This is a genomic window from Vibrio sp. SCSIO 43133 (assembly GCF_023716845.1).
Lineage (GTDB): Bacteria > Pseudomonadota > Gammaproteobacteria > Enterobacterales > Vibrionaceae > Vibrio > Vibrio mediterranei.
In genome coordinates, this window is sequence record NZ_CP068024.1 from 613049 (window position 1) to 639218 (window position 26170).

Genomic DNA, 26170 nt, shown 5'->3' on the forward strand with positions numbered 1-26170 from the left:
CGTCTGGCTGCTTAGTGTCTATGCTGTTAGCGCTAGAATAGTGCCTGGAATAACAACAAAGATAGAAGCGAGGTAACCAGCGACGACGGCTTTGTTCTTGATAGCCATGTCCGAGATATAGTCTGCACCTTTCACTGGCAGTTCTCTCAAGAATGGAATACCGAAGATAAAGACGGTTGCCATGATATTGAATACCAGGTGCACCAGCGCGATTTGCAATGCGAATACTGCGTATTCTCCAGAAACTGCTGTCGCTGCTAATAAGCCAGTGATACACGTACCGATATTAGCACCTAGTGTAAATGGGTAAACATCACGAACTTTCAGCGCACCTGAGCCAACGAGAGGCACCATTAAGCTGGTCGTTGTTGATGAAGATTGCACAAGAATCGTAACGATAGAGCCTGATGCGATACCATGTAGCGGACCACGACCAATAGCGTTTTTCAAAATTTCACGTGCACGACCAACCATCAAGCTCTTCATTAGCTTACCCATAACAGTAATCGCCACGAAGATAGTTGCAATACCAAGAACAATCAGTAGTACGCCACCTGTTACGCTGCCAAATGAGCTTAATGGCTCCTGAATCGCACTTACTACAGGCTTGGTGATTGGCTTGATGAAGTTCAGGCCTTTCATGCTCATGTCACCTGTTGCTAGCATTGGTGATACAAGCCAGCTAGAGATTTTGTCTAGAATGCCAAACATCATCTCCAATGGAAGGAAGATAGCAACGGCTAGCAGGTTAAAGAAGTCATGGATCGTTGCACTTGCAAAGGCACGTTTAAACTCAGTGTTACAACGAACGTGACCCAAACTTACTAGTGTATTGGTAACCGTAGTACCAATGTTTGCACCCATGATCATAGGGATTGCTGTCGTTACAGGTAAACCACCAGCAACCAAACCAACAATAATCGAAGTGACGGTACTAGAAGACTGAATTAGTGCAGTAGCAACTAGACCAATCATTAACCCAGCTACAGGGTGTGAGGCAAATTCAAATAGTACTTTTGCATGTTCACCTGTTGCCATTTTAAAGCCACTACCCACCATTGAAACAGCAAGTAGCAATAAATAAAGCATGAACGCCAAGTTAGCCCAGCGTAACCAACGCGTCGTATTCGACATTGGAGTCGCAGCTGTTGTTGCTTGGTTCATCATAGTTTTCTCCATTTGGCCGTGTAATTCGTAAGTTGGCCTGTTGTTGAATCTGAGGCGATATTAGATCTCAAATATTACAGAAATATGACGTTTCTATTTCTGTGTTAATTAACTGCGATGTTTGCTTGGTTTTTGTATTTGTTGGTATTTTTTGTTTGTGTAAATTATTGATTTTTAAAGACTGTTTTCTTTGGGAGAAAAAGAGATTAATTTGCCGTCATCAATGAATAAATTCGATTTAGAGCGAGTATTATGATGCTTATATGACATTGAGGTGGCTAATGTGACAATGTAATTTTCGGAAAAATCATCTAATTTTAATTGTAACGTAAGTTTTATCGAATATTGTCGCTTGAGGCAGATTTTGCTATAAATGAAACACACTCATTTTAGGCGATATCGCATGTCACACCTTAACTATAATCACCTCTATTATTTCTGGATGGTCTGCAAACAGGGTTCAGTTACGAAAGCTGCCGATGCGTTATTTTTAACGCCTCAAACAGTAACAGGGCAGATTAAAGCATTAGAAGAGAGAATGGACGGTAAGCTCACTAAGCGAAATGGACGTAGCGTTGAGCCAACTGAGTTAGGGCAGTTGGTATATAAGTATGCTGACCGCATGTTTGGTTTAAGCTATGAAATGTTGGATATCGTAAACTATAGCCAGCGTTCGAATGTACTGTTCGATGTTGGTGTGGCCGATGCTCTTTCTAAACGTCTGGTCAGTAAAATATTGATGACCACTATCCCGCCAGACAACAGTATTCATCTACGCTGTTTTGAATCCACTCACGAAATGTTGCTGGAGCAATTGGCTCAGCATAAATTGGATATGATCCTATCGGACTGTCCTGTGGATTCAAGTCAAAGTCCTGGTTTGTTTAGTAAGAAGTTAGGTGAGAGCCGCATGAGTTTCTTTACGTCGGGCTATATCGATAATGTGAGTTTCCCTGAGATTCTTGAACAAAGACGTTTGCTGATACCCGGTAGTCGTACCTCGATGGGACGTAAAGTACTGCAGTGGTTTGATCAACAGGGTATTCAACCGAATATTCTTGGTGAATTTGATGATGTCGCATTGATGAAAGCCTTCTCAATGTATAAAGAGGATGTCATTTTTCTTGCTCCAAGTATTTACATGTCAGAGATGAGAGACAAACGCCACCTTCAACTGATCGGCGATATTGAAGATCTGAAAGAAGAATATTACGTTATTTTTGCTGAGCGAATGATTCAACATCCGGCGGTAAAGAGTGTTTGTGAGGCAGATTTCACCGATTTGTTAGCGTTTTAAGATTTGTGTTAGGTAACAAATTGGTAAAGAGAAATACACTATTTTAAACAAAGCGCTACTAACAACATTTTTATCCATGTAAAATGTGATGAGATTTATGGATTTATTACGAGAAAGATGGTTAGTGTCTAAGTGATAAAGAAGTAAATAAAGACGGATAAAACATAGAGGTAAAGTATGAACTTGCAGGAGATGGAAAAAAACGCATCACAAGCGGTAGTTCTCCTTAAGGCGATGGCTAATGAGAGACGCCTGCAAATTCTGTGCATGCTCCACAATACAGAGTTATCAGTAGGGGAATTGTGTACTCGATTAGAACTCAGTCAGTCAGCATTGTCACAGCATTTGGCCTGGCTGCGTCGAGATGGCTTAGTGTCGACGAGAAAAGAAGCGCAAACGGTCTACTACACATTAAGTAGTAAAGAAGTTCGTCAGTTGATTGAACTATTACACGGCCTTTATTGCAGCTCAGAATAGTGTGATTTACAGATACAAAAAAACCGGCATTAGCCGGTTTTTTTAACACAATACAAAGTCTAAATTATAGAGCTTTGATTGCAGCAGAGAAGCGTGCCTTGTGACGAGCTGCTTTATTCTTATGAATAAGGCCTTTAGTCGCCATGCGGTCAAGGATTGGAGTAACTTCTGCAAATGCTGAAGTTGCTGCTTCTTTATCGCCAGCTGCGATAGCTGCGATTGTTTTCTTCATGTAAGTGCGCATCATAGAGCGACGGCTAGCGTTGTGCTGACGACGTTTCTCAGCTTGGATAGCGCGCTTCTTAGCAGATTTACTGTTTGCCAAGGGTCTAACTCCCAAAAACTTAGTTCGGTGACAATTTAAGGGCGAGGAATATCCCTCATTTGCGCTTAATTGTCAAATGATTTGTGCAAAAACCCGACGATACAAAACAACTTTTGATATCTGTGGGCTATCGCGGTTAAGATGGCGGGGATTCTAACAGTATTTTTCGACCAATGCTAATACTAATCCTCTCTTCAATAACAAACGCTATTGAATCCGATAAATAGCAGGCATTGGCTAGGTAATTCAGAGGTTATTGTGAGTAAACGCCTTCTTAAGTCAGGCATGATTGTTAGTGCCATGACGCTGGTGTCTCGTGTATTGGGACTCGTTCGAGACGTTGTAGTTGCCAACCTTATGGGGGCAGGTGCAAGCGCAGATGTTTTCTTCTTTGCTAATAAGATTCCTAATTTTCTACGTCGTCTGTTTGCTGAGGGGGCTTTTTCCCAAGCATTTGTTCCGGTGTTAACGGAGTATCACGCATCAGGAGATAAAGATAAAACTCGTGATTTAATAGCGAAAGCGTCAGGTACCTTAGGCGTCATTGTGACAATAGTGACGCTATTAGGTGTTATAGGGTCAAGTGTTGTCACGGCACTATTTGGTTTCGGTTGGTTCTTAGATTGGCTAAATGATGGGCCTGCTGCGCCTAAGTTTGAGCTTGCCAGTTTGATGCTTAAGATTACCTTTCCTTACTTATGGTTCATCACCTTTGTGGCGTTATCTGGGGCTATTCTCAATACCTTAGGTAAGTTTGCTGTTTCTTCTTTTACCCCTGTTTTTCTAAACGTCATGATTATCCTCTGTGCGTGGTTTATTTCTCCAAACCTTGCCCAGCCGGAAATTGGCTTAGCCATTGGCGTATTTTTAGGTGGTTTTGTCCAGTTTGCCTTTCAATTGCCTTTCTTAATAAAAGAGGGCGTATTGGTAAAACCTAAGTGGGGCTGGCGCGATCCTGGCGTAGTGAAAATCAGAACTTTGATGATTCCAGCATTATTTGGTGTGTCGGTTAGCCAGATTAACCTGCTTTTTGACACCTTTATTGCTAGTTTTCTTGCCACGGGGTCGATCAGCTGGCTTTACTATTCCGATAGACTACTTGAGTTCCCTTTGGGCTTGTTTGGAATCGCTATCGCGACGGTTATTCTTCCTGCGCTGTCACGCAAACATGTAGATGCGCATAGTGAAGGATTCGCTAGCACGATGGATTGGGGAGTTCGAATGGTTATCCTGTTAGGTCTTCCAGCCATGTTAGGACTGATGGTGTTAGCCAAGCCGATGTTGATGGTCCTGTTTATGCGTGGTGAGTTTACTCCTCACGACGTTCATCAAGCCTCATTGTCACTGTTAGCTTACGCATCTGGCCTGCTTAACTTTATGTTGATTAAGGTGCTGGCTCCGGGTTACTACTCGCGTCAGGATACCAAAACACCAGTGAAGTATGGCATTGTAGCCATGGTGTCTAATATGATCTTCAATGCTATTTTTGCTTACTTCTATGGATATGTTGGACTAGCGATGGCAACCGCGTTGTCGGCATTTATCAATATGGCGTTGTTATACCGAGGGCTACACCTACAACGTGTTTACCAGATTAGCCGTCAGACTATCGGCTTTGTGGCACGTTTAGTGGTGGCGGCCGTGGTTATGGTGCTAGTGCTTCGTTGGCAGTTACAAGATATGCAGCAATGGCTGACTTGGGGCTTAACAGAGCGTGTGTATACCTTGATCGGATTGATTTTGATGGGTGCTGTGAGTTATCTAGTTAGTCTATTTGTTCTTGGAGTTCGAGCTCGAGATCTAAAAGCAGCGACAGATTAACAATGATTGGTTATAATCCGTCGGTTTCACACTAGTATTATTTCATTAAGCAGGTGGTTTAGTCGTTTCATGGAACTCATTCGAGGCATACATAACCTAAAAAATCAGCACCATGGCTGTGTGTTAACCATCGGAAACTTCGATGGTGTGCATTTGGGGCACCAACGTGTACTCGAACAGGTGAAGAAGAAAGCATTGCTTTTGGGTTTGCCTGCTGTAGTAATGACTTTTGAACCGCAACCGATGGAATTGTTTGCTAAGGATAAAGCGCCGGCTAGACTGACTCGTCTTCGTGATAAGTTTGAATTGCTTGAAGCAATGCACTTGGATCGTTTGTTGTGCGTTAACTTTAACCGTCGCTTTGCCAGCATGTCACCGGAGTCTTTTATCAAAGACTTGTTGGTGAATAAATTGGGTGTTAAGTTCCTTGTTATCGGTGATGATTTTCGCTTTGGCAAAGGGCGAGAAGGCAACTTCGATATGCTCAAAAAAGCCGGTGAAGAGTTCGGCTTTGAGGTGGTGAATACCGCTAGTTTCTGTGTAGAAGACACACGTGTGAGCAGTACGGCGATTCGCCAAGCACTAGCTAGTGATCATCTTGATGAGAGTGCAGAAATGTTAGGGCGTCATTATACGCTGTCTGGGAGAGTGGCTCACGGTCAAAAATTGGCGCGTGATTTTGGTTTTCCAACTGCTAACATTTCTTTGAAACGCTATGTGTCACCTGTTCGTGGTGTATACGCTGTGCAGGTGTATGGGGTTGATAGTCAACCGTTACCTGGCATTGCTAATGTTGGTAAAAAGCCAACCGTAGCAGGGACTACCCCAGATTTAGAAGTGCATATTTTCGACTTTGAAGGCAACCTTTATGGCAAGCAAATTGAAGTCGCTTTATTGCATAAAATTCGTGATGAGAAAAAGTTCGAGTCACTTGAGCTGCTTAAGCAGCAAATAGAATTGGATGCTGATGTAGCAAGGGTGTGGCTACGTCAGTTTAAGGGTTAGCGGAAGATTCCACCGCTAACATAATGTCTAACTTTCGCCCAATACAACGGAATTAAGAATCGATGAGTGAGTATAAAGATACCCTGAACCTACCTGAAACAGGGTTTCCTATGCGCGGCAATCTGGCAAATCGTGAGCCAGAAATGCTTAAGCGTTGGTATAAAGAAGATCTTTACGGTGAGATCCGTAAAGCTAAGAAAGGCAAAAAATCCTTCGTGCTGCACGATGGACCTCCATACGCGAACGGTGACATTCACATTGGTCACGCACTAAATAAGATTCTTAAAGACATTATTATTAAATCCAAAACACTTTCAGGTTTTGACGCCCCTTATATTCCTGGTTGGGATTGCCACGGTCTACCAATTGAATTAATGGTAGAAAAGAAAGTAGGCAAACCAGGTCAGAAGGTAACGGCTGCTGAATTCCGCGAAAAATGTCGCACTTATGCGGAAGGCCAAGTTGAAGGTCAAAAAGAGAGCTTCAAACGTCTAGGTATTCTTGGTGAGTGGGATAAGCCTTATCGCACAATGGACTTTGATACTGAAGCGAACATTATTCGTGCGCTTGGCAAAATTGCTGATAAAGGTCACCTATTGAAAGGCTTCAAGCCTGTTCACTGGTGTACAGATTGTGGCAGCGCACTAGCAGAAGCAGAAGTAGAATATAAAGATAAAGTTTCTCCTTCTATTGATGTACGTTTTAAAGCGGCTGATGAAAGCGCGCTTATCTCTAAATTCTCATTGAATGAAGGTCATGAAGGTCAAGGTGATATTTCAATCATCATCTGGACAACAACACCTTGGACTCTGCCAGCAAACCGAGCAGTCTGTCTACGTGATGACTTAGAGTACGTATTGATTCAAACAGAAGGCGACAACCCAGAGCGTATTATCGTTGCGTCTGAGTTAGCAAAAGATGTGATGGATCGTGCTGGTATCGAGCACTTCCATAATCTAGGTTTTGCGAAAGGTGCAGATCTTGAGTTATCTCAGTTCAACCACCCATTCTATGACTTTACAGTACCAGCTATTCTTGGTGATCACGTAACTACCGATTCTGGTACTGGTGTGGTGCATACAGCACCTGGCCACGGCCAAGAAGACTTTGCAGTAGGCCAAAAATATGGTCTAGAAGTTGCGAACCCTGTAGGTTCTAACGGTGTTTATCTACCTGACACTGAGCTATTTGCTGGTCAGCATGTATTTAAAGCTAACGACGCTGTGGTAGAAGTACTTAAAGAAAAAGGTGCGCTACTGCATCACCATGCTTACGAGCACAGCTACCCACACTGCTGGCGTCATAAAACGCCAATCATCTTCCGAGCAACACCACAATGGTTCGTATCAATGGACCAAGCTGGCCTTCGTGCTAAAGCACTAGAGTCAATTAAAGGTGTTGAGTGGATGCCTGAGTGGGGCCAAAGCCGTATCGAAGGTATGATTGAAGGTCGCCCTGAGTGGTGTATCTCTCGTCAGCGTACATGGGGTGTGCCAATTGCTTTGTTTGTTCACAAAGAAACTGCTGAGCTTCATCCGAATTCGCTAGAGCTTATCGAAAAAGTAGCTCAGCTTGTTGAACAAAAAGGCATTCAAGCTTGGTGGGATGTTGAGCCTGCTGAACTATTAGGTGATGAAGCCGACAACTACGAGAAAGTGCTTGATACACTAGACGTATGGTTCGACTCAGGTGTGACACACTACTCTGTTGTGGATGCACGTGAAGAATATAACGGCAATAGTGCTGACCTATATCTAGAAGGTTCTGACCAACACCGTGGCTGGTTCCAATCGTCGCTAATTACGTCTATTGCGATGAAAGACGAAGCACCATACAAGCAAGTGCTGACTCATGGCTTTGTGGTTGATGGTCACGGCCGTAAGATGTCGAAATCTATCGGCAACGTTGTAGCTCCAAAAGATGTTACCAACAAACTGGGTGCGGATATCCTTCGTCTGTGGGTAGCTTCAACAGACTACACTGGTGAAGTGGCGGTTTCTGATGAAATCCTTAAGCGTTCCGCTGATGCTTATCGTCGTATTCGTAACACAGCCCGTTTCTTCCTAGCGAACCTAAATGGCTTCAACCCAGAAACGGATCTTGTTCCTGCTGATGAAATGGTAGCGCTTGACCGTTGGGCGGTTGGTCGTGCGCTAGCTGCACAAGAAGAGATTGTAAAAGCTTACGGTGAGTACAACACACACGCCGTAACACAGCGTTTAATGCAGTTCTGCTCTATCGAGATGGGCTCTTTCTATCTTGATGTGATCAAAGACCGTCAATATACAGCGAAACTTGGTGGTCACGCACAGCGTAGCTGTCAAACTGCTCTTTACTACATCGTAGAAGCTCTGGTTCGTTGGATGGCGCCAATCATGTCGTTCACAGCAGACGAAATCTGGAATGAAATGCCGGGTCAACGTGACAAGTTTGTGTTTGCAGGTGAGTGGTTCGATGGCCTATTTGGCCTTGCTGAAGGCGAAGAGCTAAGCAACGAATTCTGGACTGAAATCCAGTCAGTTCGTAACGCGGTGAACAAGCAACTTGAATCTGCACGTGCAGAAAAGATCATCGGTGGTGCACTGCAAGCAGAAGTCACTCTATATGCAGACGATACGCTGACGGCAACCATCAACAAGCTTGAAGATGAGCTTCGTTTTGTGCTTCTTACTTCAGCAGCAACAGTTAAGCCGCTATCAGAGAAAACTGACGCTGCGAAAGAGACGGAAGTTGAAGGTCTGTTTGTTGAAGTTAAGGCAACGGAAAACGAGAAATGTGACCGTTGTTGGCACCACACTCCAGATGTAGGCACGATCGAAGGTCACGAGAAGATTTGTGGTCGCTGTGTTTCGAACATCGCAGGTGAAGGTGAAGTTCGTAAGTTTGCTTAATTGACAGTAAGTCAACGGAACTTTTAACTAATATGATAGCCCCAGTTTTTACTGGGGCTATTTTTAGCTAGTACTTTTCTTATGCTTGTTTAAGCATGACAATTTAAGGATTGGAATGAGCGAAACAACAATTACCTTTAAGCAATCGGGTGTGCGCTGGCTTTGGTTAGCCATTGTCATTTTTATTGCCGACATTAGCATCAAGCTGGTTGTTATGGACAACATGGGATATGGCTGGGCAAATCGCATTGAAATCCTGCCATTTTTCAATTTATTGTACGTTCACAACTATGGCGCTGCGTTTAGCTTTCTAAGCGAACAAGCGGGATGGCAACGTTGGCTGTTCACTGGTATTGCGTTTATTGTTACGGGGCTATTAACCTATTGGATGAGCAAGCTACCAGCGAAAGAAAAGTGGAACAATATTGCGTATGCCATGATCATTGGCGGGGCGGTTGGTAATGTTTTTGACCGTGTTGTACATGGTTTTGTTGTTGATTACCTAGACTTTTACTGGGGAACATACCATTGGCCAGCTTTCAATTTAGCTGATATGGCTATCTGTATCGGTGCCGGTATGATTATCATCGATAGCTTTCGCAACAAAGAGGCTAAGTAATAATTGCCAATAACCTTAAGCGCTGTGCGTTGATATGCACGGCGCTTTTTTATATAACAATAGCGATAACGAAACGACAAATAACAAAGAGCAATACTAAGACTCTTTGAGAGCAAAGGAAGCAGTAACGTGAGTAAAATTTCCCAAGATAGTGCGGTCACTCTACATTTTACCATTAAATTGAAGGATGGCTCAGTCGCAGATAGCACCCATAATATGGGCAAGCCCGCTAAATTTATTATTGGTGATGGAAGTTTAAGTGAGAACTTTGAAAGTTGCCTGATCGGTTTATCAGTAAACGAGAACAAAGCTATCGAGTTGAAAGCAGAAGACGCTTTTGGTATGCCGAATCCAGACAATATTCATCATATGGACAGAGCGAAGTTTGTGGGTGACTCTGAGGTGGAAGTCGGTACAATAATGGCCTTCTCTGGTCCTGATGGTATGGAAATTCCAGGTATTATTACCGATATCGCAGGTGATTCTGTAACGGTTGATTTTAATCACCCGTTGGCCGGACAAGACGTGACATTTGAAGTGGAAATTCTCGAAGTAGAATAGCAAGCAGAGTAAGTAGAAGCGGTTGATCAATGAGTAATGAAATGAAAATTAAATTAGCTAACCCACGAGGCTTTTGCGCCGGCGTAGACAGAGCGATCAGTATTGTGGAGCGTGCTTTAGAAATGTATCAGCCGCCAATTTATGTTCGTCATGAAGTGGTTCATAACCGATTTGTGGTAGAAGGTCTAAAACAGCGTGGTGCGATCTTCGTGGAAGAGCTCAGCGAAGTGCCAGACGATAACATTGTTATATTTTCTGCTCATGGCGTCTCCCAAGCGGTTCGTAAAGAAGCTAAGCAACGTGCTCTCACTGTGTTTGATGCGACGTGTCCTCTGGTAACGAAAGTTCATATGGAAGTAGCACGCGCCAGTCGTAAAAGTATGGAAGTTGTTCTTATTGGTCATGCTGGTCATCCAGAAGTGGAAGGCACAATGGGTCAATACTCTAGTGAGACAGGTGGCATGTACCTTGTTGAGCGACCAGAAGATGTTCTTACACTTAAGGTAAACGATCCAACCAACCTTCATTATGTAAGCCAAACGACCTTATCTGTGGATGAAACGGCCGATGTGATTGAAAAGTTGCGTGAAGTGTTCCCTGAGATTCAAGGGCCTCGCAAAGATGATATTTGCTACGCGACACAAAACCGTCAAGATGCAGTCCGAGAGCTAGCACAAGCAGTGGATGTGATGGTTGTTGTTGGTTCAACAAACTCATCGAACTCCACTCGTCTTAAAGAACTTGCGGAAAAGCTAGGGACACCGGCTTATCTCACTGATACTCCAGACTTGATTGAGGCGTCTTGGTTTGAAAGTAAGGGGTTAGTGGGCGTAACGGCGGGCGCTTCAGCTCCTGAAGAGCTCGTGAATCAGATCATTGATAAAATTAAAGACTTGGGTGCTGATGATGTTGAAGAAGTATTAGGCAGAGAAGAAAACATGTTCTTTGAAGTCCCTAGAGAGCTGCAAATCAAGCAGGTTGATTAATAAAAAAACGCCGCATCATAATGCGGCGTTTTTTTATTAATTATTGACATTACCATGGCGGCTTTCTAAAGCATTGCGTAAAGATTACGAAAGGTAAAAAATCGTTTCAACTACGATAATCACCTTTACTCATTGACGAATTTTGGTATCCTAGCGCCGCTATCGAATCGATAGTTTTTTCGGAGATAACTATGAACAATACCGACCATCCTCCTAGTATCAAGGGAGAAAAGTAACAACTCGTCGGTAATTGCGATCTTCGTACCTACCTTCGAGGTAGGGCTCCTTTCCTTTTAATAACTTATCGTTATTTTTCTCCTTTCTGCTATTTCGTTAAGACGTCTGCACATTCGCGTGTAAGGCTATTATTTTGACGTTTGATGGTCGTTACCAACGCTAATCGGGAGATTCGCCATGACGGTAATGAACAATACTTATATTGAGAATGCACCACTGTTTTCAGAAGAAGAAATTAGTGCAGCAACTCAAGCATTTTTGAAATACGACACACCACAGCAATTGAACCTATTGACCGTGATGCCAATAGACGAAGCCGTTGGCGTGTTGCAACACTGTGCTTTAGGGCAGGTGCAATATTTAATCGAACAACTCGACTTACAAGGCCATGATAGACGAGCCAGGCATTTTGCTCACCAATTGGGACTGATTCACTCTGAAGCAGAGACCACTGGTGGGTATCTGACAACAGGTGTTATGGAACACGTAAAGCAACGCATTGGTTGGATCATTACGTTGGCACTGTTAGGGATTGTCTCGGGTCTTATTATAGCTCAGTACGAAGATACGCTTAGCCAGCTAGTACTGCTAGCGGTCTATATGCCTGTAATAGCCGCAGCTGGTGGTAACACTGGTACTCAAGCGGCGACATTGGTGATCCGCGCTCTAGCAACAGGAGAGCTAAGAAAGCGTCAGTGGCTAGAGGTACTTTGGAAAGAAAGCCGAGTTGCAGTCTGTCTTGCGGCGGCGGTTGCTTTAGTTATGGTTGGCCGAATTCTCGTCTTCGGTGATGTGAACTCAGCCGGTGGCTTTGACATTCATTTAATTGCCATGGCCATTGCAGTGGCGTTGTTTATTCAGGTAACGGTATCAACGACCCTAGGTGGTGTGCTGCCTATTATTGCTCGAGTCTTTAAACTAGACCCAGCAGTACTGGTGAGCCCAGTACTGGCTTCGATTGTTGATATTTCAGGGATGTGGATTTACTTCACTGTTGTGAATCACTTCTTAGGTTTATCTTAAATCTGCCTAAAGAGTCACTTAAGTAAAGCGCAGCTAAGGCTGCGCTTTGTTTTTTGAACGTCCCAAAGAGTAGCTATAGTCTACTACTTGACGATAGTAGCTCTGCTCAAACTGCGTTAACGGTGAAATAGTGGGAGTTTTAGTTTTTGTTTTTTGAGGGTGATAGTCGGTGACAAACTGCACAAATAGACTCTCTGGTTTCCCCTTATCATCAAGGCCATATCCCATCATATTGTAAGTTCCGAATAGCGACCCACTTTTGGCGATAAGCGCGCCTTTGATAGGAGCCTTTCTCATACTAGAGCGATATTTCAATGTGCCATTGTTACCGGAAACGGGCATAAGCTTGATGAGTTTTAACGTGCTGTCATTATCATAGATGTAGCGCAATACTTGCTGCATCTGGTTGGCTGTAAGGCGATTATTGCGTGAAAGCCCAGAGCCATCTTCAAGCACGGCAGATTGAATGTCGATACCTGCTTTAGTCTTCAAAATCTCTTTAATTGCCGCTGTTCCGTTATTAAATGAGCCCGCTTGCCCATAATAGCGAGCGCCGAGTGTTTTGGTGATATTGTCGGCATAGAGGTTGTTGGAGTCCTGAAGCATCACTGCCAATAACTCAGGAAGAGGTTTTGAGCGTTGGATAAATAGTGGCTGCTCATTCGCTATCTCAGGATTACCCATCTTTATTTCACCTTTAAGATTCATTCCTAAACGCTTGAGCTCTGTTTTGATGACTTCTGAGGTAAATAAATCGGGTGAGGCGACAGCAAATTTAAGTGGTAAGGGCGAGCTCCTATTGACCACACAGCCATCAATTGAGTAATGATTTTGTCCATCAAATTTAAGTTCGAGGTCGCAGTGAGCTTGTTCTTGATCTTGTTTAGAAAGACTAACGGCAGAAGTAGAGACAGTAATAGGCTGATGAGCAGGAACATTTACCCGCGTAGTGCCATCTTTATTGGTATAAAGTGCACCTTGGACACAGTTGCCATCTAAGGTGATCGCTGAAGATGGGGCACTATAACAGACACCAAGAATATCCCATGGCCACCCTACAGCTCTTTCGTATCCACTGAACACTGTATCATCAAGCCATATCGTATCGATGTTCTTGCCGACACTTGATTTAGCTTCTTTTAGCATCGTTCTTAGTGCTTCGCGACTAAAAGTTGGATCGCCTGTATAGCGAATAATTAAGGTGTTTTTAGAGTGTGATAACACTGTTTCAAAACGAAAATCATTGGGTAGCGCCAGCTTTGCTGCGAGCGCAGTGACCACTTTAAGCGTGCTAGCGGGAGGAAAAAACTGGTCGGCATCTAGTGAGATGAGCGTTTCTGTTGGTGAATGTAATGGCGCCAAAAGTAATGCGTTGCGGCTACCATCTGGTAAGTACTGAGTCGCGTCGACACCAGTAGCGAAAGAGGAAAAAGGTAGCATCATTAATGCAGTGAGCAAGCATTTGGATTTCATAAGTCGGTTCGTTAAGTTGGGCTTATTTTTAATGTAGGCTAACAACCTATTAAGTCGAGATAAAGTGATAAATTATCAAAGAAATCTATGAAGTTTTTATCTCAAGATAGACAGTGAAATACGATATGCATTTGTTGACAATATAAGTCTCAACTTAGTTGAGTTGACCTTGCGTATGCTAAGAGACCTAAGCTATATTGTCTTGCTGACCAGTAAGCTTTCGAACTTAAGGCAGAATAGAGCCAGTGTTCACTTCGAAACACACAGGAAACACACAGATAGTCGTCGCAATTGTGAATTTTAAGATGACTGATTGTTTCTAGCATCAATGAACGAATGTGTGAATTTCAGTGATTTGTATACGCACTTTGATTACACTAGGCTTAATCCAGTTATTTTTTTAAATTGTACTCAGGCTTGCCTGAGTAGGGTTTTATTGTCCAAAGTCTGCTTTGGAAAAGAGGTTGTTAAAATGGAAAAGGTTCCAATGACTGTACGTGGCGAACAAAAGCTACGTGAAGATTTAGATCGTCTACTTAAGCTTCGCCCACAAATTTCTGAAGCTATCGCTGAAGCTCGTGAGCTAGGTGACCTAAAAGAAAATGCTGAGTACCATGCTGCGCGTGAAGAGCAAGGCATCTGTGAAGCTCAAATTCGTGATATTGAATATAAACTCTCTGTAGCTCAAGTTATTGATGTGACGAAGCTAGATAACTCTGGCAAGATCATCTTCGGCTCTACAGTGACTTTGATTGATATCGATACTGACGCTGAACAGACTTACCAAATCGTTGGTGATGACGAAGCTGACATTAAGTCAGGCCGTATTTCAGTGAGCTCCCCAATTGCACGTGGATTGATTGGCAAAATGGAAGGCGATGAAGTGACTATCGTGACTCCAGGCGGTCAAAAAGATTTTGAAATCGATAAAGTTGCTTATATTTAAGCTGATTTCACAGAGAAAAAGTCGCCAAGAGCGGCTTTTTTTGTAGATGAGATACGAGTTCAGGATGTAAGAAAAATGAAAAGGCCGCTGTTGCGACCTTTTCCACTTTGAAACAAAATGTTTCAATCAAATCAAACGGTGGGCAAATTATTTGCGTGGCAGTTCGATTTTCTTTTGCTCTGACTGACGGTAAAGAACAAGCGTCTTACCGATAACTTGAACTTTTTCAGCTTTAGTTTCGCGCACAATCGCGTCGATAATCAGTAGCTTAGTTTCACGGTCTTCTGATGCCACTTTCACTTTAATCAGTTCGTGGTGGTCAAGAGCGATTTCTACTTCCGCTAGAACAGCCTCTGTTAGTCCATTTGCGCCTAGAAGCACGACAGGTTTAAGTGCGTGTGCTAGGCCTTTTAGGTGCTGCTTTTGTTTGGTGCTTAGGTTCATAACGCGGCCAAATTTATTTACTATTAGGGTTGAAAAGTCGTATTTTAACGCCATCTAATGACGAAGACTATACTTTATTCTGAGGGCGTGCCCTTATTGAGTTGGAATTTGAATGAGTAAGCAAAAACATTCGGCCAGTTCTGGTCGTTGGTTGAAAGAGCATTTTGATGACAAATATGCGAATGAAGCCAGAAGAAAAGGTTACCGCTCTCGTGCTATCTTTAAGATTGAAGAGATTCAAAATAAAGATAAGCTACTGAAACCTGGGATGACAGTGGTTGACTTAGGCGCTGCTCCCGGTGGGTGGTCTCAATACGCCGCAAAGGTTTTAGGTGATGAAGGGCAGGTAATTGCTTGTGATTTATTGCCGATGGATCCAATATCAGGTGTAAGCTTTCTTCAAGGGGACTTTCGAGAAGAAGCAGTTCTAAATGCACTACTCGAAAGAATCCAACCGGATATGGTCGACGTAGTAATGTCTGATATGGCTCCTAACATGGCAGGTAACTTATCTGTCGATCAGCCTAGAGCAATGTATCTTGTTGAACTAGCATTAGATATGTGTCATCAAACTTTGGCACCAGGCGGCAGTTTCGTAGTGAAAGTGTTCCAAGGTGAAGGATTTGATGAGTACGTCAAACAGGTGCGCGATGCCTTTAAAGTAGTGAAGATTCGCAAACCAGACTCATCTAGAGCTCGCTCTCGTGAGGTGTTTATTGTAGCTAATGGTTTCAAAGGCTGAACATTAGTTTACAAAGACAAAATTAACAATGTAGCTACAGCCGAAAAACTGTAGTACCCTACCTTTAATTACAATTAGTTATCGAGAGGCTGACACCTTGAGTGACATGGCAAAGAATTTAATTTTGTGGTTAGTCATCGCCGTTGTGTTGATGTCGGTATTCCAAAGCTTTGGACCAGGCGAAAGCAACGGTCGAGCGGTAGATTACACCACGTTCGTACAGGAAGTTGGCAATGGCCAGATTCAAGAAGCTCAATTTAAAGACAGCGAGATAACCTTTACTCGCCGTGGCGGTGGCAGTCGCTTTGTGACTTACATGCCAGTTTATGATCAAAAGCTACTTGATGACCTAATTAACCAAAACGTAAAAGTTTCAGGGACACCACCAGAAGAACAAAGCCTGTTGGGCACTATCTTTATCTCATGGTTCCCAATGATTCTTCTTATTGGTGTTTGGATTTTCTTCATGCGTCAAATGCAAGGCGGCGGTGGTAAAGGTGCCATGTCGTTTGGTAAGAGCAAAGCTCGTATGATGAGTGAAGAGCAGATCAAAACCACGTTTGCTGATGTTGCAGGTTGTGATGAAGCAAAAGAAGACGTAAAAGAGCTGGTAGATTACCTACGTGATCCAAGCCGATTCCAGAAATTGGGCGGTAAGATCCCAACTGGTGTTTTAATGGTTGGTCCTCCAGGTACTGGTAAAACGTTGCTTGCTAAAGCTATTGCTGGTGAAGCAAAAGTACCGTTCTTCACTATCTCAGGTTCAGATTTCGTTGAAATGTTCGTTGGTGTGGGTGCATCTCGTGTACGTGACATGTTCGAGCAAGCGAAGAAAGCTGCACCTTGTATTATCTTCATCGATGAGATCGATGCGGTAGGTCGTCAGCGTGGCGCTGGTGTTGGTGGTGGTCACGATGAACGTGAACAAACATTGAACCAAATGCTAGTAGAAATGGATGGCTTTGAAGGTAACGAAGGTATCATCGTTATCGCAGCAACTAACCGTCCTGACGTACTTGACCCAGCACTACTTCGCCCTGGTCGTTTTGACCGTCAAGTTGTGGTTGGTCTACCAGATGTACGTGGTCGTGAGCAGATTCTTAAAGTTCATATGCGCAAAGTACCTCTAGCGTCAGACGTAGAGCCATCTTTGATTGCACGTGGTACTCCGGGCTTCTCTGGTGCAGACCTTGCAAACCTAGTTAACGAAGCGGCACTATTTGCGGCGCGCGGTAACAAGCGCAATGTATCTATGGTCGAGTTCGAATTAGCGAAAGATAAGATCATGATGGGTGCAGAGCGCCGCTCTATGGTGCTTTCGGAAGAAACCAAAGAGTCGACGGCATACCACGAAGCGGGTCACGCGATCGTTGGTCGTTTGGTTCCTGAACACGATCCAGTGTATAAGGTTTCCATCATTCCACGTGGTCGAGCACTGGGTGTGACTATGTATCTGCCAGAGCAAGATCGTGTGAGTATGTCTCGCCAACACCTAGAGTCTATGATCTCAAGCCTATACGGCGGTCGTCTTGCTGAAGAGCTTATTTACGGCAAAGACAAGGTATCTACAGGTGCATCAAACGATATTGAACGCGCAACAGATATCGCTCGTAAAATGGTTACTCAATGGGGTTTCTCTGAGAAACTTGGGCCTCTTCTGTATGCAGAAGATGAAGGCGAAGTATTCTTGGGTCGCAGTGTAACTCAGACTAAACATATATCTGGTGAAACAGCGAAACTGATTGATGAAGAAGTTCGTTTGATCATCGACCGCAACTATGACCGTGCGAAGAGAATTCTTGAAGAGAACATGGACATCATGCACTCGATGAAAGATGCACTTGTTAAGTACGAAACCATCGACGCGGGTCAAATCGATGACCTAATGGAACGTAAAGATGACATTCGTGAGCCAGCGGGTTGGGGTGACCAAGCTAAATCTCAGCAGGAAAGTGCTCTAGAGCCAAAAGCGGAAGCGAAACCGCAACAAGCTGAGCCTAAAGTAGAAGAGTCTGCACCAGCGGTTGACTCCGATGCTAAGGCTGAAAAAGTAGATTCTGAAACTACGAAGAAAGATTCAGAATAAGCAGTAATAAATAAGCCCCGAGTTTTGCTCGGGGCTTTTCTTGTTTATGGCAACTATGATTTTAAAAGCAAACAATAAATCCCTCCCTTTGGATCGCCCACATGTCATGGGTATCGTCAATGTTACCCCTGATTCGTTTTCTGATGGCGGTAAATTCAATTCTATCGATGCAGCTTTGACTCAGGTTGAATCTATGATTCAAGCCGGTGTATCGATCATTGATATCGGTGGCGAGTCAACACGTCCTGGTGCGCCAGATGTGACACTTGAGGAAGAATTATCACGCGTAGTTCCGATTATACAAGCGATTCGTGAACGCTACGATGTCTGGGTCTCAATCGATACCAGTAAAGCTGAAGTGATGCAAAAGGCAATTGAAGCGGGTGCGGATATCATCAATGACGTTCGAGCACTGCAAGAACCCGGAGCGCTTCAAGTTGCAGCTGATGCTGGCGTTCCTATTTGCTTAATGCATATGCAAGGTCAGCCTAGGACAATGCAAACGAATCCAACTTATAACGATTTACTTGGAGACGTCGCTGAGTTTCTAGAACAGCGCATCAAGGCTTGTGAGGAAGTGGGAATCAAAAAAGATCAATTGATTCTTGACCCTGGATTTGGTTTTGGTAAAACGCTAGAGCATAATTATCACCTTCTGGCTCACCTGGAGAAATTTCACCAGTTTGGTCTGCCAATACTGGCGGGCATGTCGAGAAAGTCGATGATCTTTAAATTACTTGATAAAGCACCAGCAGACTGTCTTGCTGGGAGCTTAGCTTGCGCGACGCTTGCCGCAGCTAAAGGTGCGCAAATTATTCGTGTGCACGATGCAGAAGAAACCATCGAAGCGATGAAAATCGTCCAGATGATGCAATCAAATATATAAGAATAAAATTAGGGAAATACTATGTCACAACGACGTTATTTTGGTACTGATGGTATTCGTGGAAAGGTCGGTCAATTTCCGATCACTCCAGACTTTGTACTAAAACTCGGTTGGGCTGCCGGCCGAGTACTTGCGAAACAAGGCACTAAAAAGGTTATCATCGGTAAAGATACTCGAATCTCTGGCTACATGTTGGAGTCTGCCTTGGAAGCTGGTCTTTCTGCGGCGGGTCTAAAAGCTATTTTCACAGGCCCATTGCCAACGCCAGCCGTTGCATACCTTACTCAGACGTTTCGTGCCGAAGCTGGTATCGTGATTTCAGCGTCACACAACCCATATTACGACAACGGTATTAAGTTCTTCTCTTCGGAAGGCACGAAATTGCCGGACGCGATTGAACTGGCTATTGAAGAAGAGCTCGACAAAGATATTGAATGTGTTGAATCTGCTGAGTTGGGTAAAGCAAGCCGTCTAAATGATGCCGCTGGCCGTTATATTGAGTTTTGTAAAAGTACTTTCCCACATGATCTGAGCCTAGCGGGATTAAAAATCGTTCTAGATTGTGCTCATGGTGCGACGTACAAAATTGCACCGTCTGTATTTGCCGAATTAGGTGCTGATATCATTACGATGGGTGTTGAGCCAAATGGAACGAACATCAACCACGAAGTAGGTGCAACGGATGTACGTGCCTTACAAGCTCGAGTGGTAGCTGAAAAAGCAGATATTGGCTTAGCGTTTGATGGTGATGGTGACCGTATTATTATGGTTGATCACCTAGGCAATAAAGTCGATGGCGACCAAATCGCTTATATTATTGCTCGCGATGCACTGCGCCGCGGTGAACTTAAAGGCGGTGTTGTTGGTACATTGATGACCAACTTAGGGATGGAAAACGGTCTTAAGCAGTTAGGAATTCCTTTTGTTCGCGCAGCAGTTGGTGACCGTTATGTAATGGAGCAACTGTTAGAGAAAGGTTGGCGTATTGGTGCTGAAAACTCTGGGCACGTTATTCTACTTGATAAAGTCACCACTGGTGATGCGATTGTTGCGGCACTGCAAGTACTGGCTTCTATCGTTGGTGCGAAAATGTCACTCAATGAACTAGCAAGTGGCATGATGCTTTATCCGCAAGTACTGATTAATGTTCGTTTTAGCGGTGATGCAAATCCATTGGAAGCGGATGCTGTTATTGCTGCGGTGAAGAAAGCAGAAGCAGATCTAGGTGATAAAGGTCGAGTACTTCTGCGTAAATCAGGTACTGAACCTCTGCTGCGAGTTATGGTTGAAGGTGAGGACGAAACTTTGGTTAACGATTCAGCTCAGTACATTGCCGATATTGTAAAAGAAAACTGCTAACCTTCGCAGGCTATTGTATTTAACAAGAACCAAAAATTGCTTTTGGTTCTTGTTTGTTTTCTATATGATTAACCGCTTCTTCTTTACGATAATTGAGCTTTCGCCTTTTTTTTGAGCGGTTAACGGCTCGGCGAAAGATTTTTGTCATTTTTCTCTTGTCAGTCAGTGCGGCATTCGCTAGTATTGCCACCGCCTTCTCTTAGGAGGTCATAGCCAGGTTTTCAATGCATGTAGCAATGAAAGCGGCGCTGGCTCAACAATTTGGAACATAGGTGGACAAATGATTCAAGTTCTACTTGTGATTTACCTGTTGGCTGCGCTTGGTGTTATTGGCCTAGTGTTAATTCAACAAGGTAAAGGCGCAGATATGGGAGCCTCATTCGGTGCTGGCGCGTCAAACACTGTGTTTGGTGCTAGTGGCTCAGGGAATTTCCTAACCCGAATGACTGCAATTTTTGCAATCGTATTTTTTGTTATCAGCTTAGTACTTGGCAACATGTACACTCACAAAGGTGAGTCTCAATGGGTTGACCCTTCTCAAGGTCAAGTTGTTGAACAGCAAGTTGATGCAGCGAGTGATGTTCCTGCTAAAAGCAGTGATGAAATCCCTCAATAAGTTAATTGCTATTTATTAGACGATTAACTTAAATGCCGAGATGGTGAAATTGGTAGACACGCTAGCATGAGGTGCTAGTGCCTTTGGTGTGAGGGTTCGAGTCCCTCTCTCGGCACCATTATTTATAAACTTGTAATACAGTTTGGTGAGCGTATAATGCTCAGCAAGTCGGACGCGGGGTGGAGCAGCTTGGTAGCTCGTCGGGCTCATAACCCGAAGGTCGTCGGTTCAAATCCGGCCCCCGCAACCAATACTTTCTAAGTGTTGATGGATTGCAAGTTTAGCAGTGTGAAAAAATCACTGCACACTAAGAAAACACTGACTACTATGTGTAGAGTGTTAATTTTTCTTAGTGATCAGGGTCCAGCAACAAACAACCCCGACTTTCGGGGTTTTTTGTTATTTGAGCTTTTTGAAACGCTCGAATAAATGCTTGGAATTTAAATTGGGCTATATGCCCTTTTTTTGTTTCTGGAGTGGTTAAATGACTGGTTTAGAAAGACAACTTACAGAATTGCTCGAAGCGCCTGTTGAGGCACTTGGCTACGAGCTTGTTGGTTTAGAGTTCATCCGTGCTGGTGAGCATTCTACCCTTCGTATCTATATCGACCATGAAGATGGTATTACTGTTGATGCTTGCGCAGAAGTAAGTCATCAAGTAAGTGCAGTAATGGATGTTGAAGACCCAATTACGGTGGCTTATAACCTAGAGGTGTCTTCACCAGGCTTAGAAAGACCACTTTTCAAAGCAGCACACTACGAACAATTTATTGGTCACGAGGTCAGCATCGTTCTGAAAATGGCTGTGGGTAACCGTCGTAAATGGAAAGGTACAATCCAATCTATTGAAGGCGAGACTGTCACAATCATTGTTGACGGCAACGAAGAAGAAATGGCACTGAGTAACATTTCTAAAGCTAACCTGATCCCTAAATTTTAGGTCCCTAATAATAAAAGCTTAGAGGCTAGATAAATGAGTAAAGAAATTTTAGCGGTAGTAGAAGCAGTTTCTAACGAGAAAGCTGTTCCTCGTGAGCGTATTTTTGAAGCGCTAGAAATTGCGCTAGCAACATCAACGAAAAAGAAACACGAAATCGAAATTGATGTACGCGTAGCTATCGATCGTAAAACGGGCGAATTCGAAACATTCCGCCGTTGGATGGCAGTAGAAGAAGTTGAGTTCCCAACAAAAGAAATCTCAATTGAAGCAGCTCAATTCGATGATGAATCTATTCAGGTTGGTGACTTTGTAGAAGAAGAAATCGATTCTGTAACGTTTGACCGTATTACGACTCAAACTGCTAAACAAGTTATCGTGCAAAAAGTACGTGAAGCTGAGCGCGCACAAATCGTTGAGCAGTTCATTGATAACGAAGGCGATCTAGTGACTGGTGTGGTTAAGAAAGTTAACCGTGACACTATTATCCTAGACCTTGGTAACAACGCTGAAGCGGTTATTTTGCGTGATGATCAATTACCTCGTGAAAACTTCCGTCCGGGCGACCGTGTACGTGGTCTTCTATACAAAGTTGCACCAGAAGCTCGCGGTTTCCAACTATTCATTACTCGTTCTAAGCCTGAAATGCTTGCAGAGCTATTCCGTGTTGAAGTGCCGGAAATTGCAGAAGAGCTAATTGAACTTAAGGGCGCAGCTCGCGATCCTGGTTCTCGCGCTAAGATCGCCGTGAAAACTAACGACCGTCGTATTGACCCTGTGGGTGCGTGTGTTGGTATGCGTGGCGCGCGTGTTCAAGCTGTTTCTGGTGAACTTGGCGGTGAGCGTATCGATATCGTGCTTTGGGACGATAACCCAGCACAGTTTGTTATTAATGCAATGGCTCCAGCGGATGTTGCTTCTATCATCGTTGATGAAGACGCGCACTCTATGGATATCGCTGTTGAAGCAGACAACCTAGCACAAGCTATCGGTCGTAGCGGTCAAAACGTACGTCTAGCGTCTCAACTAACGGGTTGGGAACTGAACGTAATGACGGTTGCAGACCTACAGAAGAAACACCAAGAAGAAGCTATCGCTTCTATCGAAAACTTTATGAAGCACCTCGACATCGAGCAAGACTTTGCAGAAATGCTGGTTGAAGAAGGCTTCTCAACACTAGAAGAAGTGGCATATGTGCCAGTGAATGAGCTTCTAGAAATCGACGGCTTAAACGAAGAGCTTGTAGAAGAACTTCGTAGCCGTGCAAAAGATGCCCTTACTACACTTGCGCTTGCTCAAGAAGAGTCATTTGAAGGTGTTGAACCAGCAGAAGACCTACTAGCACTAGAAGGTCTTGAGCGTGAAATGGCATTTAAACTAGCTGCCAAAGGTGTAGCTACGCTTGAAGATCTTGCAGACCAAGGTGTAGACGAGTTAGAGGGTATTGAAGGGCTAACAGAAGAGCGCGCAGGCGAGCTAATCATGGCTGCACGTAACATCTGTTGGTTCGGCGACGAAGAATAATAATCAGCAAGGAGGTAGTTGCATGACAAAACTTACGGTTAAAGCACTTAGCGAAGAAATTGGTACGCCAGTGGATCGCCTAATTGAACAACTTGCTGATGCTGGTCTTAACAAATCAGAGAGCGATCAGGTGAATGATGAGGAGAAGCAAACGCTTCTTACTCACCTGAAAAAAGAACATGGTGATACATCGGGCGATGCTGAGCCTACACGTCTTACACTACAACGTAAGACTCGTAGCACGTTATCTGTTTCTGCAGGTGGCGGTAAAAGCAAAGATGTACAGGTAGAAGTGCGTAAGAAGCGCACTTATGTAAAACGCAGTGCGATCGACGAGCAAGCAAAACGTGAAGCTGAGGAAGCAGCAAATCGTGAGGCGGAAGAGCGTGCACAACGTGAAGCCGAAGAGCTAGCCAAACGTGAAGCTGCAGAAAAAGCACAGCGCGAAGCTGAAGAGAAAGCGAAGCGAGAAGCCGAAGAAAAACGTTTAGCTGAGGAAAAAGCAAAACGTGAAGCGGATGAGAAACGCAATGCAGAATCAACAGCAGAAAAGCGCGACGAAGCGGAAAAGGCTAAGAAACAAATGAACGCAAAGAATGCTGAAGCGAAGAAAGAAGCGGACGAGCTGAAGCGCCGTCAAGAAGAAGAGGCGCAACGCAAGGCAGAAGCTGAAGCGGCTCGTCTAGCAGAAGAAGCTCGTAAACTAGCTGAAGAAAATGCAGCTCGTTGGTCTGAGGAAGAGAAGAAGTCAAAAGACAGCGAAAAAGCTGACTATCACACAACGACTTCAACTTACGCTCGTGAAGCGGAAGACGCTCAAGACCGCAGCGAAGAGAAAGCACCTCGTCGTCGTAAGAAGAAATCTGCACAAGAGCGTGATGATTCACGTGGTGGTCGCGGTGGTCGTAACCAACGTGGCAAGAAAGGTAAGTTGGCTAAACCAACTTCTATGCAGCACGGCTTCGATAAGACAGCAACCGTTGCTAAGCAAGACGTTGTAATTGGTGAGACAATCGTGGTTTCTGAGCTAGCTCAGAAGATGTCAGTTAAAGGTACTGAAGTCATCAAAGTGATGATGAAGATGGGTGCAATGGCGACAATCAACCAAGTGATTGACCAAGAGACAGCTCAACTTGTTGCTGAAGAAATGGGTCACAAAGTTGTTCTTCGTAAAGAGAACGAACTGGAAGAAGCAGTACTGTCTGATCGTGACGCAACGTCTGAAGCCGTATCTCGTGCGCCAGTTGTTACTATCATGGGTCACGTTGACCACGGTAAGACTTCAACACTTGACTACATTCGTCGTACACACGTTGCTTCTGGCGAAGCGGGTGGTATTACACAGCACATCGGTGCATACCACGTTGAAACTGAAAACGGTATGATCACCTTCCTTGATACTCCAGGACACGCGGCGTTTACTGCTATGCGTGCTCGTGGTGCTCAAGCGACAGATATCGTTGTTCTTGTAGTTGCGGCGGACGATGGCGTAATGCCACAAACGGTTGAAGCTATCCAGCACGCGAAAGCAGCAGGTGTACCTCTAATCGTTGCTGTAAACAAGATCGATAAAGAAGACGCGAACCCAGATAACGTTAAGAACGAGCTGGCACAGTACGATGTTATTCCTGAAGAGTGGGGCGGTGAGAACATGTTCGTTCACATCTCTGCGAAACAAGGTACTAACATTGACGGTCTTCTAGAAGCGATCCTACTTCAATCAGAAGTACTTGAGCTAACAGCGGTTGCTGACGGCATGGCATCTGGTGTGGTTGTAGAATCATTCCTAGATAAAGGCCGTGGTCCAGTTGCTACAGTCCTAGTTCAATCTGGTACGCTACGTAAAGGCGACATCGTACTATGTGGTCAAGAATACGGCCGTGTGCGTGCAATGCGTGATGAACTAGGTAAAGAGGTAACAGAAGCTGGTCCTTCTATTCCTGTAGAAATCCTAGGTCTGTCTGGTGTGCCATCGTCAGGTGATGAAGCAACTGTAGTACGTGATGAGCGTAAAGCTCGTGAAGTAGCAAACTACCGTCAAGGTAAATTCCGTGACGTGAAACTTGCGCGTCAGCAAAAAGCGAAACTAGAAAACATGTTCTCTAACATGACAGCTGGTGATGTTGCTGAGCTTAACGTAGTACTGAAAGCAGACGTACAAGGTTCTGTAGAAGCAATTGCAGACTCGCTACTGAAACTGTCTACTGATGAAGTTAAAGTAAACATCGTAGGTTCTGGTGTTGGTGGTATTACAGAAACTGATGCAGTACTTGCAGCAGCATCTAACGCTATCATCCTAGGTTTCAACGTACGTGCTGACGCATCTGCTCGTCGTGCCGTTGAAACAGAAAACCTAGACCTTCGTTACTACTCAATCATTTACCAATTGATTGATGAAGTGAAACAAGCAATGGGCGGTATGCTTGCTCCTGAGTTCAAGCAAGAAATCATCGGCCTTGCAGAAGTACGTGACGTATTTAAGTCTCCAAAACTTGGCGCAATCGCTGGTTGTATGGTGACAGAAGGTACTATCAAACGTAACAACCCAATCCGCGTACTGCGTGATAACGTTGTAATCTACGAAGGTGAGCTAGAATCTCTACGCCGCTTCAAAGATGACGTTCAAGAAGTTAAGAACGGTTACGAATGTGGTATCGGCGTTAAGAACTACAACGATGTTCGCGTTGGCGACCAAATCGAAGTATTCGAAATCGTTGAAATCAAACGTACTCTAGACTAATTGACAAA

The 26170-nt window shown here is 44.1% G+C and carries 22 protein-coding genes and 2 tRNA genes; 20 read left to right on the forward strand and 4 right to left on the reverse strand.

Annotated features, from left to right (window positions below; all coding sequences use genetic code 11):
• Window positions 1-18: 18 nt before the first annotated feature.
• On the reverse strand, window positions 19-1164 hold the full coding sequence (locus JKJ11_RS03070) for a Na/Pi symporter (RefSeq protein ID WP_031493676.1): 1146 nt from the start codon (window positions 1162-1164) through the stop codon (window positions 19-21).
• 406 nt (window positions 1165-1570) lie between these two features.
• On the opposite strand from JKJ11_RS03070, the gene nhaR reads away from it, so the two are divergent.
• On the forward strand, window positions 1571-2464 hold the full coding sequence (nhaR, locus tag JKJ11_RS03075; RefSeq protein WP_006075376.1) for a transcriptional activator NhaR: 894 nt from the start codon (window positions 1571-1573) through the stop codon (window positions 2462-2464).
• Between the two features lie 177 nt (window positions 2465-2641).
• A complete protein-coding gene (locus JKJ11_RS03080; RefSeq protein WP_006075375.1) occupies window positions 2642-2941 on the forward strand; it encodes an ArsR/SmtB family transcription factor in 300 nt (99 codons plus the stop codon).
• A gap of 64 nt (window positions 2942-3005) precedes the next feature.
• On the opposite strand, the gene rpsT is transcribed toward JKJ11_RS03080, so the two are convergent.
• Window positions 3006-3266, reverse strand: coding sequence for a 30S ribosomal protein S20 (gene rpsT, locus JKJ11_RS03085; RefSeq protein ID WP_031493675.1), 261 nt, complete (start codon window positions 3264-3266; stop codon window positions 3006-3008).
• A gap of 258 nt (window positions 3267-3524) precedes the next feature.
• On the opposite strand from rpsT, the gene murJ reads away from it, so the two are divergent.
• The 7 genes from murJ to JKJ11_RS03120 all read left to right on the forward strand — a co-directional run bounded on the left by murJ (window position 3525) and on the right by JKJ11_RS03120 (window position 12409).
• Window positions 3525-5087, forward strand: coding sequence for a murein biosynthesis integral membrane protein MurJ (murJ, locus tag JKJ11_RS03090; protein ID WP_006075373.1), 1563 nt, complete (start codon window positions 3525-3527; stop codon window positions 5085-5087).
• A 69-nt stretch (window positions 5088-5156) separates the two neighbouring features.
• Window positions 5157-6092 carry a bifunctional riboflavin kinase/FAD synthetase gene (gene ribF, locus JKJ11_RS03095; protein ID WP_006075372.1) on the forward strand — a complete coding sequence of 312 codons (936 nt, stop codon included), beginning with the start codon at window positions 5157-5159 and terminating at the stop codon, window positions 6090-6092.
• Between the two features lie 62 nt (window positions 6093-6154).
• On the forward strand, window positions 6155-8983 hold the full coding sequence (ileS, locus tag JKJ11_RS03100; protein ID WP_006075371.1) for an isoleucine--tRNA ligase: 2829 nt from the start codon (window positions 6155-6157) through the stop codon (window positions 8981-8983).
• A gap of 115 nt (window positions 8984-9098) precedes the next feature.
• Window positions 9099-9602: a signal peptidase II gene (gene lspA, locus JKJ11_RS03105; protein ID WP_031493672.1), complete on the forward strand. Its 504-nt coding sequence runs from the start codon at window positions 9099-9101 to the stop codon at window positions 9600-9602.
• Window positions 9603-9731: 129 nt separating this feature from the next.
• A complete protein-coding gene (fkpB, locus tag JKJ11_RS03110; RefSeq protein WP_038225509.1) occupies window positions 9732-10163 on the forward strand; it encodes an FKBP-type peptidyl-prolyl cis-trans isomerase in 432 nt (143 codons plus the stop codon).
• A 29-nt stretch (window positions 10164-10192) separates the two neighbouring features.
• The gene (gene ispH, locus JKJ11_RS03115; RefSeq protein WP_081836341.1) at window positions 10193-11149 is read left to right on the forward strand and encodes a 4-hydroxy-3-methylbut-2-enyl diphosphate reductase; all 957 of its coding nucleotides are present in this window, start codon (window positions 10193-10195) and stop codon (window positions 11147-11149) included.
• A gap of 414 nt (window positions 11150-11563) precedes the next feature.
• The gene (locus JKJ11_RS03120) at window positions 11564-12409 is read left to right on the forward strand and encodes a magnesium transporter (RefSeq protein ID WP_006075367.1); all 846 of its coding nucleotides are present in this window, start codon (window positions 11564-11566) and stop codon (window positions 12407-12409) included.
• Between the two features lie 33 nt (window positions 12410-12442).
• Here the strand turns inward: JKJ11_RS03120 and dacB are convergent, their stop codons facing one another.
• A complete protein-coding gene (gene dacB, locus JKJ11_RS03125; RefSeq protein ID WP_252038734.1) occupies window positions 12443-13882 on the reverse strand; it encodes a serine-type D-Ala-D-Ala carboxypeptidase in 1440 nt (479 codons plus the stop codon).
• Window positions 13883-14354: 472 nt separating this feature from the next.
• On the opposite strand from dacB, the gene greA reads away from it, so the two are divergent.
• Window positions 14355-14828 carry a transcription elongation factor GreA gene (gene greA / locus JKJ11_RS03130; RefSeq protein ID WP_006075365.1) on the forward strand — a complete coding sequence of 158 codons (474 nt, stop codon included), beginning with the start codon at window positions 14355-14357 and terminating at the stop codon, window positions 14826-14828.
• Window positions 14829-14975: 147 nt separating this feature from the next.
• On the opposite strand, the gene yhbY is transcribed toward greA, so the two are convergent.
• The gene (gene yhbY / locus JKJ11_RS03135; protein ID WP_038225582.1) at window positions 14976-15272 is read right to left on the reverse strand and encodes a ribosome assembly RNA-binding protein YhbY; all 297 of its coding nucleotides are present in this window, start codon (window positions 15270-15272) and stop codon (window positions 14976-14978) included.
• 112 nt (window positions 15273-15384) lie between these two features.
• Between yhbY and rlmE the strand changes: the two genes are divergently transcribed.
• From rlmE to infB, 10 genes are all read left to right on the forward strand, one after another.
• Complete coding sequence (gene rlmE / locus JKJ11_RS03140) at window positions 15385-16014, forward strand: 23S rRNA (uridine(2552)-2'-O)-methyltransferase RlmE (protein WP_038225504.1); 630 nt, start codon at window positions 15385-15387, stop codon at window positions 16012-16014.
• Between the two features lie 106 nt (window positions 16015-16120).
• Entirely contained in the window at window positions 16121-18100 is a 1980-nt protein-coding gene (gene ftsH / locus JKJ11_RS03145; RefSeq protein ID WP_252038735.1) for an ATP-dependent zinc metalloprotease FtsH, read from the forward strand.
• A gap of 55 nt (window positions 18101-18155) precedes the next feature.
• The gene (gene folP, locus JKJ11_RS03150; protein WP_252039091.1) at window positions 18156-18986 is read left to right on the forward strand and encodes a dihydropteroate synthase; all 831 of its coding nucleotides are present in this window, start codon (window positions 18156-18158) and stop codon (window positions 18984-18986) included.
• Between the two features lie 21 nt (window positions 18987-19007).
• Window positions 19008-20345 carry a phosphoglucosamine mutase gene (gene glmM / locus JKJ11_RS03155; RefSeq protein WP_006075645.1) on the forward strand — a complete coding sequence of 446 codons (1338 nt, stop codon included), beginning with the start codon at window positions 19008-19010 and terminating at the stop codon, window positions 20343-20345.
• Window positions 20346-20625: 280 nt separating this feature from the next.
• Entirely contained in the window at window positions 20626-20961 is a 336-nt protein-coding gene (secG, locus tag JKJ11_RS03160) for a preprotein translocase subunit SecG (RefSeq protein WP_006075643.1), read from the forward strand.
• Window positions 20962-20995: 34 nt separating this feature from the next.
• Window positions 20996-21079, forward strand: a tRNA-Leu gene (locus JKJ11_RS03165).
• A 55-nt stretch (window positions 21080-21134) separates the two neighbouring features.
• Window positions 21135-21211: transfer RNA gene (locus JKJ11_RS03170), tRNA-Met, on the forward strand.
• Window positions 21212-21445: 234 nt separating this feature from the next.
• A complete protein-coding gene (gene rimP, locus JKJ11_RS03175; RefSeq protein WP_006072042.1) occupies window positions 21446-21901 on the forward strand; it encodes a ribosome maturation factor RimP in 456 nt (151 codons plus the stop codon).
• A gap of 33 nt (window positions 21902-21934) precedes the next feature.
• Window positions 21935-23422 carry a transcription termination factor NusA gene (gene nusA, locus JKJ11_RS03180; protein ID WP_006072040.1) on the forward strand — a complete coding sequence of 496 codons (1488 nt, stop codon included), beginning with the start codon at window positions 21935-21937 and terminating at the stop codon, window positions 23420-23422.
• A 22-nt stretch (window positions 23423-23444) separates the two neighbouring features.
• Window positions 23445-26162 carry a translation initiation factor IF-2 gene (gene infB, locus JKJ11_RS03185; RefSeq protein WP_171388989.1) on the forward strand — a complete coding sequence of 906 codons (2718 nt, stop codon included), beginning with the start codon at window positions 23445-23447 and terminating at the stop codon, window positions 26160-26162.
• Window positions 26163-26170 lie beyond the last annotated feature (8 nt).